The organism is Lysobacter cavernae (assembly GCF_042648505.1).
GTDB classification, from domain to species: Bacteria; Pseudomonadota; Gammaproteobacteria; order Xanthomonadales; family Xanthomonadaceae; genus Lysobacter_L; species Lysobacter_L cavernae.
In genome coordinates, this window is record NZ_JBHRXK010000001.1 from 850,748 (window position 1) to 865,281 (window position 14,534).

Here is a 14,534-nt window from a genome sequence, read left to right on the forward strand (position 1 = left end):
AGAAACACGTAAATGCCCATTTGTTGTCGCCGACAGTGCACCAAACCCCGGATTCCCCTCGAAATTAGCTTCGGAATCCGGGGTTTGGTGCGAACGCGACTGGGTAGCCTTTTCGCAAGCGAATGCGGAGCGCACCCATGCAAGAAATATTGGTAAGAAAGGTTTCGGGCGAAGAAATTCGCTACGCGCGGCACGAGCTGGTCGATGCACTCCTGCTTGACCTGCACGCCGAAGGGGCCCGGTTCTTCTGCACGTGCCAGCCAGGATTCCTGCTTGAGATGCACAAGTGCCGACTCGGCATCGAAACTGCCTGCACCAAGAGGCAAGCCGGCACGGGCGCACTGCACCACCCGGACTGCCCGTCCTTCTCCATGCTCGACGACGCAAACGGCCATGGCCATGCACGTATCAGGCCGGCCATTCAGACGACTGATGGAATTGACGACATCAATCTCGAGTTGCCGATCTGGGGGCGCGAGACACCGGAGGCGCCGCTGCTGATTACGCCGATCGAAAAGAGAGCCGACGTCAAGGTGCTAGGCCGCGCGAGGACCACGATGATCGGCATGTTTCGGCACATCGTTCGGCGCCTCGACCTCAATCGATATCGCGTCAACGAAGCGCGCCAAGAGAACTGGAATCCCATCGGGAAAAGTGTCGAATCGCTTGCCCGGACGACCAAGCTTAACGGTCGCTTCGCTTCCACCGTGTGGGTGGTTCCCACGCTCACCAACCAGACAGCCGTCCAACGGTCGATTGAACAGCCGACGTTATGCGCAGATGCCCGCCAGTACAGGATCGTCATGGCACCTCTGACGCGTGTACGCCCGTCACAACCGGGTAGCGTCGACCTGTCGCTCGATTGCTTCCCCTTCAACCTGAGGGCCAGCGAAGACATGTGGCGTGCTGTCCTCAAGCACGCCGATTTTTCGGACGGTAACGCGGCACTGAAGCGCGCCTTTGGTGGGTCTCCCAGCGCGAGGGTCATGGTGCTGGCACGCATCGAGGCGAGCGTACCGCCATTGCGTGATGAAGGGCGGCCGTCGTTGAGGGCCCTCAACCTCGAACTTGTCGTGCTGTCTCGGGACTGGATCCTCTGTGACTCCCTGCTGGAAGTCGACGTCGTCAACTTGGCCGTCGACGAGGGGCGAGATTTTGACAAGCCGCTCGCGTTGATCGAGGGATTGGGGCACATTCCCGACCTCGTATTCCAAGACACGCAGAAGCCATGTATCTATGAAATTCTCGGCCGCGACGAAGCCGAGTACTTGGCAACGGCTAAAAATCGCATCCGTGCCATGAATGAGCACTATGGGGTGAAAACCGTGGTGTATCGCGCCTATAAGGAGAAGAGGAGGCCGCCATTTCCGCCCCGCCGAGAACCCGACGAATGTGCCAGATAACGCCTCGGCTGCTCGCCGGCATTATTATCTGACCGAGCTTGTGCGCTGACCTGGCACCAAGGTCAACACCACCAAAGCGGAGCTATCTGCAGATGGCGGACATCGTTTCTCCCGAAACTCGCTCGCGCATGATGTCGACCATCCGAGGGCGGGACACCAAGCCCGAGATGCTTGTCCGACGACACCTGCACGGTCTCGGATTCCGCTATCGCCTGTCACCGCGCGATCTTCCCGGGCGGCCCGATCTGGTACTTCCCAGACACAAGGTTGCGATCTTCGTCCATGGCTGCTTCTGGCATGGCCATGATGGATGCCGCTTCGCGACCGTGCCCGCAACAAGAACGGAGTTCTGGACAGCAAAGATTGCTGCCAACAAGGCCAGAGACGCTGCGGCCGAAGAAAAGTTGCGCGCCTTGGGCTGGCGGCTGGCAATTGTCTGGGAATGCGCACTCCGACTGGATCAGAGCCGCACTCTCCAGCGAGTAGCCGATTTCATCGTCTCGGGTGAGCCAACGATCGAAATGGCCGTATGAATCACGGCTTCAGGTATGAATACACGACACCTGCGATCTGGCGAGCCATCCACGGCGGCACAGCATTGCCGACCTGCTTGAACTGAGCCCCGCGCGAACCTTCAAAGAAGTAGTTGTCAGGAAACGTCTGGAGACGAGCCGCTTCTCGAACGGACAGGCTGCGCAGCTGACTCGGGTCGGGATGGATGAAGTAGTGGCCATCCTTGCAGAGATGACTCGTGACCGTCGAGCTCGGGTTATCGGACAACTGCACCTTGAACCTGTCGACGAATTTTCCGCTCTTCCAGTTCTTGTGCTTTGGATACAGCGTGGACGGAAATTCCTTTGCTCCACGAGGCGAACGACCGTGGATCTGGGCAAACGCCGATGCAAAGGCGTATCGCTTCAGATCCGAAGCCATATGTTCGCGGACTTCATGGTTCAGGATGCCTTCCAACTTGGGATCGATCAGCCAGGATCGGAGGTGCTCCGGAACGCTGTCGCGCTCTACTTCCCCTGGCGTCCATCGCCCGCCCATGCCTGGATCACGTTTCCTCACGGCCCCTGCCAGCCTTTCCAGCTTGACAGAGACCTCATGATCATTCGATGCGCGCGCAGCTTTCTCAAGAATGTCCTGAGCGAATACCCACCAGGCTCCGACCTCGCGGTCGGTTACACCGCTGCGAAGCCTCGGAAGTGCACTGGTGACATCGGACACGCTGAATCGGTCACTCATGGAAACCAGCCGCTTTCCCTTGCCAGCATCGATTCCCTCGAGTAATCCCAGCAGCACTACGCGGTGCCGCGCCTGAGGAACGCCAAGCTCTTCGGCGCGCAGCACAAATCTCTTCCCGCCCGGATCCTTGCCAGACTCGAGATTCGAAATGACCAACGGGATGACCTGATACTTCGGTCCCTTCTTGCCGCCGGGCTGATGGAGATCCTCGAGGATTCTCGGGAACATCAGCTCGCCGCCAACCCTGGATGACAAGATGCCCTTGACGTTCTCCATGACGAATGCCGCGGGCTGAAATTCCCGCAGAATCTTCAGGTAGTGCGTATAGAGGAAGTGGCGATGATCGTCTTCCGCCTTGTAGCCAATCTTCCCCAGATTTCTGGACCGACCGACAAGCGAATACGCCTGACAGGGCGGACCACCAACCAGTACCCAAGGCTGACCGAGATCAGCAACTCGACGAACTCGTTCATGGAGGAACACATCGTGATCGGGCACACCGAGAGTCAGCTGGCGTGCCTCGTCCCCTGCTGCCAGCCATTCGGCTTTCGTTGCTTCCGTCCAGGGTTCCATCGCCTTGCCTGCCACGTAGTCGTAGTAGCTAGCAGGGGCATGTCCGGGCGCGAACTGTCGGAAGAATGCACGGAGCCGGAGGGTTTTGGCGGCATTGGTCTCCATCTCCGCCGAAATGGCAATGCGAAAGGGAGGCTGCTGGGCCGAAGGTCTCGGCAGGAAAGCGGAGAACCCTTCGCCCAGCCCGCCAGGACCGGCAAAGATGTCGACTACGGGAATCTGCATGTTTCAGGGTTGCTGGTACGAAAATGAGGCCGGGGGCCTCGACTCCAGGATCTCACGAACCCTGGAATTGTCAACTGCCGGCACGCTTCCTAGTCCTCTGAAGCCATTTCCTCCGAGCGGTCATCGCTGTAGCGAAAGCCCTCCAACTCACACTCTTGGACAAGGTCACGAAGGCTTCGGAGTTCCATCAATGTCAATTTCTCTATAGCTTCATGAGATGCAGCGCGACGTATGAGTATCAATGCGGAACCTGGAACTACCGTCTCGGTCTTGTCCCACTCGCTTAATGCTTGCCAATAGCCACTGACCGACCTCTCTGTAACCATATCCTGCAATGCGACCGCATCATCTTTCGCGCCTCGTACCCTGTCCCGCTTCATTTCAGCAAGGTATGCGTCGGTGTCCATTGACCATTCGATAGCTTTGGCATCGAGCTTGAAGGTAATTCCCGACACTCGCTGCCAGCACACCTCCTTCTTGGCCCATTCGCCGACATTCTTCGAGCCTTCAGGGGTTTTCAGCAACGCACCCTGCGCAATATTCGCGGCCCTGGAGAAAACCTGCATCAGCGATGCATCGGGTTCCTGACGCCCCCAGATTCGCGCCAAATTGAGTTCGCGCCCCGCCTGCCTCAGCGCATGAAGAATCAGCGACCATGCGTATGCGACGATCTGCGGTCGATAGTCGCCTTCATACCAAGTATCGCGTGCGGCGGATACCGCCTTCTCTCCGGCCTTCCAGAGGATGGCCATGGCTGCAATTCGCTGGTAATAGGCATCGGAGTAGTCCGGGCTCATCTCCTGCCACTGCTGGGTTTCGGTCTTTCTGCCTGTTGCAGAGAACTTTCCCGCAAACTTGATGAAGTTCTTCTGTGCACCGAGGCTGACCCAGTGAGGCTTGCAGTCGAGAACGCTGTCGTATTTGGCGAGCTCGGTTTTGTTGATGACTTGGCTCGCCGGATACTCGAGGTCGAACAGGTCCTTTCTCGCCTTGGTCAGATACAGACGCTCGTTCTGGTACTGGCCACGGGAGCGCTCATAGAACCACTTGCTCTGCACCTGATGTCCAGCCCGTGCCGGAACCATGACTCGCCTGGAGATCTCCTCCATCCTTCGGTGGAATGGATGATTGGCGAAGAAGTCCGCAATAGCGACTTTGTTCTGGGTGTTGGCGAATTCTGCAATCCTGGGGATGAGGTCGTGAGCGACATCACTTGCGACCACCGTCAGTTTCATGGGCACCGAAACCCCGGCGAGACTCAGGCGATCCTGTTTTCGCGCGCGGAGGATGCTGGCGGTCGTCTGCCCCCCATTGACGATCTGCAGGTCAATGATCGAGGTGAGCTTGACACCCTTGTCGCTTGCACGAACTTCAGCACTCGATGCGGTAGCGGCGATTCCGTTGTTGTAGGCAAAGAAAAGAGGAGGGGTGTCCTGGATTGTGGTTCGAATTCCTTTATTGACGCCACCCTTCATACCGAGAAATGACCTAACGTTGCCTTCCAGAAGACGACTTCCATAACGGTCAAACAGATCCGCAAGAAGGTCCCCCTGGATTACGCACAGGAATGACTTCAATCCCTCGGTCGTCGATGCTTCGATGCACGGGATTCCTTCGGACCCAAAATCGCCAAGATCGATCTCGACGACCTCACGTTCGCGTGAGGATCCATAGAGGGCCTTCAGTCGATGAAAATCCCAGATATGTGTTTCGGTCGGCGTTCCGCCGATTTTGGATCGTGATTCTCTCCTGAACTGCTTGCTCAGGATCTGGTTCGAGAAGATGTGAAACCGGACGCAGGAAATCACATTGCGTTTGGCACGGAGCGTATTGGCAAGCTGATATGCCGGACTCGACTCGGTAATACGCTCGTCGAGCTTTCCTTCGAGCGCCTCTTGGGCAAAGTTTTCCAGCCAGCCCCTCATCTGATCGATATCGGCTGTCAGGAGCGTCGAAGGTTGATCCTCGTCATTCCATCGGCCGATCACCATCGAGATGGCACCATCCGATTCATCGATCTCTGTGAATCCATGAAGCCGGAGCTGACGCCCCTTCATTCCTTGCCGGGAATCCTCCGCAAGGATGAATTCACCGAATACCGGATCTTCTTCAAGTCGCTCCGCCACCTCTGCGACAAACGCCATCGTGTCTACCAGATGCATGGTAGATGCACGTCGCGCGACCATCTGGCGTAGATCAGCCATGAATTCGTTGTCTTCCATGGCTCCCTCTAGTTGCCGGATCTGATCTTTTGCAGCGAAAGGACATACGTCGCAGATGCGACGCCTTCGGGAACCGACGACGTTGTGAGTCTGGGGAATCCCCCGCCAATCGGAAACTCCTCTACGGACACCGGTTCGAAAGCAACCTCACTGTAATGAGGGTGGGCTACGAAACCGGCCTCCAACAGTGCCCCGCGGAGCAGCGCTAACGCTTGCGGGTGTGGTGCGAAAGCCTGCTCGATTCTCGCGATGGCAGCATTCAGCGTTTGCGCATTGGGTTCGGCAGGAGATGCCGCCCGCATTGTCCGGACATGAAGTCGAAGAGGAATGGACGATTCCAACTGCCGAAGCGAACTGATGGAAACACCTTCGGAGTACGGCCCTACGGCTTTCACTTCGATCGCCTGATCCGAGAACATGAAATCCTGGTCTCCTCCCGATGGCCCAAGCCACCCGGTAACGATCTCCAGCGGCTTGCGAACTCCGCTGGCCAACTCCGATTCCATGAAGAGGAGTTCGGCAAGCAAACCTTTGATCTGGAAATCAGCGAGAAGGCCATCAGGGCCGTTCTCGAACAGCCTTTGCCACAGCGCAATTCGTCGCTGTACGGCTCCCAACAGTGCTGATTCGCTGGTCACGGTTTCGATCTCGTCGATCAAATCCTGACAAAGCCTGCCAAACACCGGAATCAATGCGTTTGTTTTCAATCGGAACACCATCAGCCATGTCCGAAGCCCTTTTCGTTCATGGCGAAAATAGTCGAGTGCGGCGGACCGAATCTCGATCAGAGGCGGCAGCGCCTTGACCTCGACAGCAAGCAGCAAATGGCCTTCGCTATCAACTCCGCCGTAGCAGCCCGTGCCGGAGAGCTCATCAACCCGAAAGACAATCAGATCGCCATCCTTCGGAGGTGCCACATGAACCTTCTTGACTGCAGATTCCCATACCTTCTCAATCGAGGTCTTCATCCGATCCTTCATCCTCATCGAGCAAGCCGATGTTGCGCAGGTATACCTTGTTGATCCGATAGGGAACCGAAGTCTTGTTCGACTCTTCGTATTGCGGGAATGAAAGGCTAATGGCCAGTAGTAGATCAGTATCGATCTGGGACGTCGGCAGGATACGGTTTGCACTCTTGCCATCAGGATTGCCCGGACTAACCGGCTGTATGGGGTGAATGGTCAGGAGTGGGCGATCCCGCAATGCCCGATAAGCTCGCCCAGATACGCGCTTCCCTTCGTTCTTGGAATCGTCCCGCCATGCATCCTCGACCTTCTTGATGGACTCCTTCGGCAGATCCACCTTCTCGTCTGCGATCTCGCCCACCCGCTGCTTGTTGACCTTCACGTATATCGAATCCGAGGGCCTCGGCCGCTCGAATTGTCGTTCCCGCTTCTTGATGCTCGTCGACGTCCCGTCCGGCCCTATGAATTGAAGTTCATCGGCCAGATCACCATCCCCTTGAGCAACGCATATGTCCCACGTCTGAAGCGACTCGACGTCGTTATCCATCACGAACGAAATCAGCGGGCTTTCACCCGTTCTTGCATCCGCAATGAACGCCTGATTGTGAGGCGAGATGCTGAGAGTCTGCAGATAGGCGCCCACATCCTTGGATGGGACATTACGCCACACATGACGGGATCCGGAGAGCTCCGATCGTCCGAGATTCTGCAGAAACCTAGTCGTAACTCGAGTGTTTTCGGCATTCATCGCCCCGGATCTCGGGAGGACCGGAGTCTCGATGCCCCTGCCGCTGAACGACGCTTCCACCTCCACCTCATCGGAGTTCCGCATCTTGTTCTGGGCCGTGACAAGGAGCGTATCGGGATGAGAGCGCACGCGAATGCCGAAACGACTCGGAGGCAGTCGATTGACGTGCATGTACCGGATGTCGGCTCTCAGCTCTGACACGACTTCCGAGATATGGCCGAACCATTCTTGGGCCTCTTCGGTCATCCAGATCCTGCACAGATCCTCATAGCCGGGCCGGTATCCGAACCAGCGACCCATCTGAAGCAATGTGTCGTATGCCTTGGAATTCCGATAAAAGTAGCTGACGCAGAGTCCTTCGAGGGTGAGGCCTCTCGACAGAGTGAGGCCTCCTATCGCAATCACTCTCCGGCCCTTCTCGGTGTTCCGATACTGGCGATAGTTGAGCTTATCTTCGGCCTCGGTCTTCTGATTGATCGTCAACACCTTGACCGAAGCAACGGAGTCGTAAAGTTTGGCTCTGATCTCGTCCCAGCCGAACCCGCAATCCGCATAGTGTGTGTGAAAGAGAGATTCCAACTTGACCAACGGCCCATGTTTCCCCCATATCCCGTCAGCGGCAAGATATTGCTTGACTTCATTGACGAGCGCGTAGAGGTGCTCTTTCACGACTTCAGCCAGCCTAGCCTGTACATCCGTGAAGCGACTGACGTTGATCAGCATTGACCGATGCTTGAGCGGTTCGCCGCGCAGGTCCCGAATTGCGCAGGAGATGAGGAACACCCCGATCGCATCCGTCATGGACTCCGGAAGTACATCAAGCTCCAGATCCTTTCCGTGTTTTTCCGGAATAATCGGCTCGATATCAGTGATGGTCTCCAATTGTCCAGCCAGCCGTCCGTCCTCCATGAAGATCGAGGCGGCACCGACATAGTTGCTGGGGGGCTTCAGGCTGTAGATGAAATTGCTCGGGAAGAGATCGTTGCGCTTGGGATCGGGATTGATGAAGACGTTTGCGAACGGGGTTGCCGTGTAGCCGACGTAGGATGCTCTCCTGAATTGATCGAGTAGCTCCCTAATCAGGCCGTTGATACGCGCGGGATCTTCGTCCTTCTTTGCATTGACGGATGCGTTGTCGGCTTCGTCATCCAGGATGAGCAGGGGGATATCCAGTTTTGTTGCCCCGTGGTGCATCTGGTGTTTAAGGAAGTCGATCAGGCGCTTGAGGGGCGTCGTGTTTTTCTTCATGACGAGCAGCAATGGCTCGTTCAAGTTCTGAAGCGGGATTCCCTTCAGGGACCTCTGGTTGGCCGTGAGAAAGTCCGAACTTACGGAGGTCAATACGTTCGGGATGACCTGCCTGTAGCGACCGGCGCCGATAAATGGGCCCTGCTGGCCGTCGAGGATGTCATTGCTGTCCCGTCCGACAAATCCTTCATCCATTCGCTCCTGCGATTGCGAACGGAGTTCCTCGATCATCCCCGTGAGCAGAACGATGACCTTGTAACCGGAGTCGGCAGCCTTGCTGATAAGACCGCAATAGTTCGCCGTCTTTCCCGACTGGACATCCCCCATCACGAGCCCCTGAATACGCCATCCCTCCTTGACAGCAGGATTCCCGCATTCGGTCAGGATGTTGTCGGTGTCCTCGTCGATGGCCCTCAGGATCGGAGCCGTGAAACCCTGTGACTGCAGTTGTTTTGCATAGGAATCCCAGTAAGTCCATTTGATGGATGCTTTCGCATCCTCCACCCATGGTTCGTTCTCCCCACTCGTGAGACCTTCACCGCTGCTCATGGTGAGGCCGAGTCGGGCTTCGAGTTGAAGCCTGGCTGGCTCCAGATCCATGTCAGGGAAGACGAGCGCCAGTTTTGCCATTACGTCGGCAAGGAGCTCCTCTGTCAGGTCCCTGGTTCCGATGATGCCCATGGCGGTGACGAATGGATCAGACACGGTTCAATCTCTCCTTGATGGCATCGTGATTGGCAGGAAACCTGGAAAGCGGATCGATCCCAAGGACTGTGGCCAGATCCAAGCCGGTGACCTCCAGAAGGCACTGAGCCATCTCGACGAGTTCATCGATGCTTGCTGCGTTCGAATCGCGCCTCTGATCTGCGCACATGTCGGCGTAGATGGATTCGAATGGAATGGAGGATCCGAGATACTCCAGAATCATCTGCAAATGCCGTTGATCGGAAGGGCCTAATCGCTCGGAAAGCTGTCCGATCAAGGGGTGATCGACATTGACCTGATACGTGAAGGTTCCGTGCTTGGGTTCGAACCTGTTCCAGAGTGGAACAGCTGCGACGGTTCGTGCCTTGCGCCCCGGATACTGGATTGCCTTCTTGCTCTTCTCGGCGAAGTGCGGAATAAGTTGCTTGAGTCGATCCCTGATGACGTCGGGCGGATAAGCTGCGGATTTCTTGATATCCAGTGACCACAGCTCATCGAACGAATTGGGTATGTCCACCCGAACACGTGTCAGTTTGTAGAACTCCTGCTTGGGTACGAGTCTGAACCAAGTGCCCCAAATCACCAGGCGCCGCCCACGATAGATGTAGAAGCCTTGGGTACCCCGCAGTCCCTCTCGGCCCCCAGCCAGTTCGACCTCGTCCATAGACAAGTGGCTGATAGGCGGGAGGATGAAAGGCGACACCTCCACCCTTCCTCTCGCATGGGTGATCACTTGCCCCTCCAACGCCTGTCGGTATGGATTGGATCCGAGAAACGGATCACGAGGCGGAAGCTGAAGCCCATTCACTGATATCGAGATGGCAGGGTGTTCTCCCTCCTTCTGTGTGAAGCGGTGAAACACCAGTGCAAGGTGCTCGAAAAGTGGCTCCATTCGGGTCGTGATTTCCTGTTGGGGATCCTTGGCGTTGGCCGTCAGCCTGTCCAAGTCCTTCCACACCACCAGAGTGCCGGAATTCTGAGCGGCAAGTTGCCTGTACATCGGCAGCTCTTCCAACTGGTCAGAGTCGGGTACTACCACGACCCATTTGCCATGGTCCCGCACGACATCCAAGTCCCAGCACCTTGCTGAAACCGCACCTTCCTTCTTGCTGACAACAGTCAGCTGCCTGGACTGGGACAGGGATGCCGTCTTCAGTCCAAGCCCGAACCGCCCTAGGTCGTGCGCCCCACGTTGGTCAGTGGGGTTGCTGCTGCCATGGCGCATGGCATTCGTGAGTTCATCCGCCGCCATCCCATGACCATCATCCAAGATGGCAACATACGGGTTATCGGAGGCGTCATATTGGATCTGCACAGTCCTTGCGCCGGCCGAAAGACTGTTGTCCACGATGTCAGCAACGGCGGCTTCTACTGAGTAACCCACCGATCTCATTGATTCGATGAGCGAGACAGGATCCGGAATTACCTCAAGCGTATGAGACGGCTCCATCTTCATCGGCCATCCTTCGAACGCTCGGCACGAAGACCTGAAACGCTCTCATCCGGCAACCCTGAAATGTGTCTCGCCATCCGTTCCCCCAAATAGCTTGCGTCCCGCATGGACGCGAGTTTCTCCTTGGGGTGTCGCAAAAGGCGAGACAAGACAACACATCAGGCCATACTGAAACGCACGCCCCCGTACGGAATGCTATTCGGGCAGACAAGGTATGTCCATCCAACCGGAGAGCCGAGGTGTCCGGGCGGCTCTGGCCTACGGCAGCAGGGTAATTGCCCCCTCCCGGATCGCATCCCAAAGGGAGCCCCCTTTAGCTGGCCGCGCGTGGAACAGGGGGCGATTACCTGGGCCAAGACGCGGATCTCTGCGACGGGCGAACCTGAGGCCGCCAGTGACGAGGACGAAGGCATCGTTACCCGAGTAGCGCCGCGCCCAAGACCAGGACGTGGCGCCGGGCTCCAGCGCGACGGCAGGATCAACCATTCCTCGAGAGAGACCCTCTCGCAACAAGGCATCAACGTTGGCGCCGCCACGTACGTCCTGGTGGACGGACAAATGCGGCAGTACCAGCTCGAAATCCGCGCGGGCCCAAGTCCTCGGATCCGCGACGACAAGGGAAGCCAGGCGAACGATACGCTCCGTTGACCCGGTTGCCGGCAATCCAAGGTTACGCGCCAAACATTGAGCTTCCCGTCGACTCATGAAGTCATCGTGAGCGCCGCAAAGCAGTTCCGAATGCGTGAGGCATTCGGTTGGCTCAAACGGAAGGCCGTGGCGCTGGCTTTCACCAGCCAGTCACTGATGCCGGCCAACTCGGGTACAGCTATCGAAAGATACTGCTGTATGGCCAACACTCAACGATCTCTTTTTTATCGTAGATCTATCTATCGTGAAATCTTGAAGATCCCTCGTTATATACGTGGAAAGTTCGCATCCTGCGAAAAAATGGCGATTGCCGCACTAGGACCCATAGGACGAGGAATGTTCGAGATCCCTCAAATTCGAGGAATGTCGATATTTTCACCATTATTCATACGAGGAAAGTTGAAAATTTCGACTCGGGAGGCGGCTTCAAAGTCGCAGGGCCGTTTGCCGATCACTTCAGCGCCCGTACGCAGCAAGCATTGAAGATGCCCCGCGTACCGGTGGACGACTTTTCTTGTCCCCAGAATGCACGTGTAACGTGAACTCCACGTACGCCGATGTACCAATGGACGACTTTTCCTTGTCTGTCGCAGCCGCAAGGCTTTAAAAGGGGCCGTTTTTGCCGTTTTTATGGACTTTGATGTACCAGTGGACGACTTTTCTTGCGCATGGAATGCGCGTGTAACGTGAGCTCCGGGTATATCCATGGGTCAATGGACGACTTTTTGACCCGCAGCAGTCCGCACAAGCTTCGTGGCCAATTCGCTGGCCGACATTGCCCGTGATGTCTTCAGACTCGACTTAAGATGTCGCGGCAGGTTGATCAATCAGACGCCGAAAAGAGGCATTCATTCGGCCTGCCTGAACTTCCGGGTCAGGAAGCAGGCTTTTCCCGGGATTCTCGGCGATTTTCGGCCAGCGATACGAGGTTTGGAGTGTGGTTTCCACCCGGGAAGGCACGCTAGCCTGATGCCATCGAAATATGCGAGAGCGCCTTGCATGGCACTGCCCACCTACCTGCGGATGCAAGAAATAACTGACCGCTTGGGATTGGCGCGCTCGACGGTATACAAGCTGATCCAGGCCGGCGAATTTCCGCCACCGACAAAGCTTACCCGCCGCACGTCAGCGTGGCGGGAAGCCGACGTCGAGGCTTTCCTGAGCGCGCGTGAATCGCGCCGGCCTGTAGCGGCCATTGCCGACACGGCTACAGGTGCACCCTGACCTCCCATGCAGGACATTTGATCGTACGATCAAATTCGCTCGAAGGACGGCGCCTGAAGTCTCGATCGCTGAGATTGTTCCGCGGCACAGTGCGCACCATCCTTTGAAGGAGACAGGCAGATGGAAAGGCTCATCGGATTGCTCCCGCTCCAGTTGGCACGCTTGGCAGGCTTGGTGCGGGCCGTGACGCCGGTGCCGGCGGGACCCGGAAAGCGCGACTGGGTGCTACGCGTCGAAGGCTACGGTTTCAGGCGGGTGCTGCAGGACGACATCCTCGTGGCTCCCAATCTGATCCGTCCGACCGGGTGGCATGTTCCGCGCCCTCGTACGTTCTTCTCCCGAGCACATGCCATACGGGCGGCGCGCAACTTGGGACTGAAGCCCCGAGTCGCATGACCGACGGCCGACGCACCTAGACCGCCGCAGTAACGTTGAGAAATTGGATGCGTCAGGCGAACATGAGCCATGGAGATCTACGCACCCGATACGAACTTCTTTCTGCAGTGCCAGCCGGCTGACAAGATCGACTGGAAGCGAGTCACGGCCGAAGATGAGGTCGTACTGCTGGTAGTTCGCGAAGTTCGCAAGGAACTCGACCGCCTCAAGAGTGGTGGAAATCAGCGTCGGGCAAAGAAGGCGCGCGCCGCATCTGCAGTCCTCCGCCGACTGACCACCGAGGGCATACAGGAGATCGAGCTTCGCACTACTGCCCCTCGCGTGTTGCTCCGGGCCGCCCAACGACCTCCGGCTTCAAGCCTGCCCATCGACTACAGAATCGAAACGGCAGACGAGCGAATTGTCGCCGAAGCCTATGCGCTCAAGGAGACAGTGGGAGATCGGGTCACGTTCCTGTCGCACGACACGGTTCCGCTCGAGGATGCGGCTGGATTGGGTCTGAAAACGCAAGTTGTTCCCGAAGAATGGTTGCTCGATCCAGAGCCGAGCGAGGTGGAGCGCGAACTTGCGGACGTTAGACGCCGAATGAAGGTGCTGGAAGGCAGGTCGCCAGACATCGTCGTTGAGATTCCGACGGACCCGGATGGACACATCAGGCTCAAAACCGACTATTTTCTGCCACTGCCCAATGCGTTCCTTTCAGCTGCGACAGGGGCAGTAAGGGCGAAGCACGCGATTGATTCCCATAGCGAGCCTCACTTCCGAATCGGTGGTGCATTCGCTGCGCTACAGAAAGTGAGTGATGAAAGGTGGGCTGCGTACCTCCAGGAACATGCCAATTGGCTGGATGCCGTGGAATTCGCACTGGGTGATGCGTGGCGCTTCATGAACGAAGATCCCAATTCGATGAAGCTCCCGCTGACAATTACCAACAAGGGCAGCGCGGGAGCAGAGAACCTGATAGTTCGCATCCGAACGCTCGGAGACTTCCACATGGTGAATGTCGACGCCTTGGAGCACGAAGACGATCCCACCCGATACTTTCCTGAGCCTCCTTCACGCCCTCAGGGAGGGATTTTTGACACCTTTGCGAATCTTGGGCGAGTGCCATATGCGATGCCGCTCGACGTCTCACGCCATCTCGATCTGACCCGTCTTTCTACACCTCCCATGGCAAGGGACCGCCACACCATCTACTGGGAGTATGACGACGATCGCCATGCAACCAGCGTTGAAGGCCAATGTCGCGATTTTCGGCATGGCCTCCGTCCAGATGAGCTCGTGTTATCGCTGGAACGGCTTGCCATTGGCGATGAGCCTCTGCGCGGTGCCATCGAGATTCTTGTATCGGCAGGCAATCTCGCAGAGCCCCAACAAATGATGTACCCCGTCCATATCGAGACTGAGCTCATCGACACCGAGGCGCTGATACGCAAGCTTCTCAAACGGGAACTTGACGTCGACTTCTAGGTGTCG

Annotated in this window: 9 protein-coding genes; 4 read left to right on the top strand and 5 right to left on the bottom strand. The window is 57.1% G+C overall.

Annotation, left to right across the window (positions count from 1 at the left end; translation table 11 throughout):
* Positions 1–137 precede the first annotated feature (137 nt).
* Both ACFOLC_RS03595 and ACFOLC_RS03600 read left to right on the top strand, forming a co-directional pair.
* A complete protein-coding gene (locus ACFOLC_RS03595) occupies positions 138–1,403 on the top strand; it encodes a DUF1173 family protein (protein ID WP_386757575.1) in 1,266 nt (421 codons plus the stop codon).
* Positions 1,404–1,495: 92 nt separating this feature from the next.
* The gene (locus ACFOLC_RS03600) at positions 1,496–1,936 is read left to right on the top strand and encodes a very short patch repair endonuclease (RefSeq protein ID WP_386757577.1); all 441 of its coding nucleotides are present in this window, start codon (positions 1,496–1,498) and stop codon (positions 1,934–1,936) included.
* Position 1,937: 1 nt separating this feature from the next.
* On the opposite strand, the gene ACFOLC_RS03605 is transcribed toward ACFOLC_RS03600, so the two are convergent.
* The 5 genes from ACFOLC_RS03605 to ACFOLC_RS03625 all read right to left on the bottom strand — a co-directional run bounded on the left by ACFOLC_RS03605 (position 1,938) and on the right by ACFOLC_RS03625 (position 10,793).
* The gene (locus tag ACFOLC_RS03605; protein ID WP_386757579.1) at positions 1,938–3,449 is read right to left on the bottom strand and encodes a DNA cytosine methyltransferase; all 1,512 of its coding nucleotides are present in this window, start codon (positions 3,447–3,449) and stop codon (positions 1,938–1,940) included.
* A gap of 89 nt (positions 3,450–3,538) precedes the next feature.
* Positions 3,539–5,671 (bottom strand): AIPR family protein, encoded by a 2,133-nt coding sequence (locus tag ACFOLC_RS03610; protein WP_386757581.1) that lies wholly within the window; start codon positions 5,669–5,671, stop codon positions 3,539–3,541.
* Positions 5,672–5,679: 8 nt separating this feature from the next.
* A complete protein-coding gene (locus ACFOLC_RS03615) occupies positions 5,680–6,639 on the bottom strand; it encodes a PD-(D/E)XK motif protein (protein WP_386757583.1) in 960 nt (319 codons plus the stop codon).
* Positions 6,623–9,337: a Z1 domain-containing protein gene (locus tag ACFOLC_RS03620; protein ID WP_386757585.1), complete on the bottom strand. Its 2,715-nt coding sequence runs from the start codon at positions 9,335–9,337 to the stop codon at positions 6,623–6,625. Before ACFOLC_RS03620 ends, ACFOLC_RS03615 begins: the two co-directional genes overlap by 17 nt.
* Positions 9,330–10,793: an ATP-binding protein gene (locus tag ACFOLC_RS03625; RefSeq protein WP_386757587.1), complete on the bottom strand. Its 1,464-nt coding sequence runs from the start codon at positions 10,791–10,793 to the stop codon at positions 9,330–9,332. The genes ACFOLC_RS03620 and ACFOLC_RS03625 overlap by 8 nt, the downstream gene beginning before the upstream one ends.
* A gap of 1,644 nt (positions 10,794–12,437) precedes the next feature.
* Between ACFOLC_RS03625 and ACFOLC_RS03630 the strand changes: the two genes are divergently transcribed.
* Positions 12,438–12,662 carry a helix-turn-helix transcriptional regulator gene (locus ACFOLC_RS03630; RefSeq protein ID WP_386757589.1) on the top strand — a complete coding sequence of 75 codons (225 nt, stop codon included), beginning with the start codon at positions 12,438–12,440 and terminating at the stop codon, positions 12,660–12,662.
* Positions 12,663–13,127: 465 nt separating this feature from the next.
* On the top strand, positions 13,128–14,528 hold the full coding sequence (locus tag ACFOLC_RS03635) for a PIN domain-containing protein (RefSeq protein ID WP_386757591.1): 1,401 nt from the start codon (positions 13,128–13,130) through the stop codon (positions 14,526–14,528).
* The last annotated feature ends 6 nt before the right edge of the window (positions 14,529–14,534 follow it).

Coding starts and splice junctions, on each gene's coding strand:
- ACFOLC_RS03595 (WP_386757575.1), top strand. CDS start 138: ATGCAAGAAATATTGGTAAGAAAGGTTTCGGGCGAAGAAATTCGCTAC.
- ACFOLC_RS03635 (WP_386757591.1), top strand. CDS start 13,128: ATGGAGATCTACGCACCCGATACGAACTTCTTTCTGCAGTGCCAGCCG.
- ACFOLC_RS03615 (WP_386757583.1), bottom strand. CDS start 6,639: ATGAAGACCTCGATTGAGAAGGTATGGGAATCTGCAGTCAAGAAGGTT.
- ACFOLC_RS03600 (WP_386757577.1), top strand. CDS start 1,496: ATGGCGGACATCGTTTCTCCCGAAACTCGCTCGCGCATGATGTCGACC.
- ACFOLC_RS03605 (WP_386757579.1), bottom strand. CDS start 3,449: ATGCAGATTCCCGTAGTCGACATCTTTGCCGGTCCTGGCGGGCTGGGC.
- ACFOLC_RS03610 (WP_386757581.1), bottom strand. CDS start 5,671: ATGGAAGACAACGAATTCATGGCTGATCTACGCCAGATGGTCGCGCGA.
- ACFOLC_RS03625 (WP_386757587.1), bottom strand. CDS start 10,793: ATGAAGATGGAGCCGTCTCATACGCTTGAGGTAATTCCGGATCCTGTC.
- ACFOLC_RS03630 (WP_386757589.1), top strand. CDS start 12,438: ATGGCACTGCCCACCTACCTGCGGATGCAAGAAATAACTGACCGCTTG.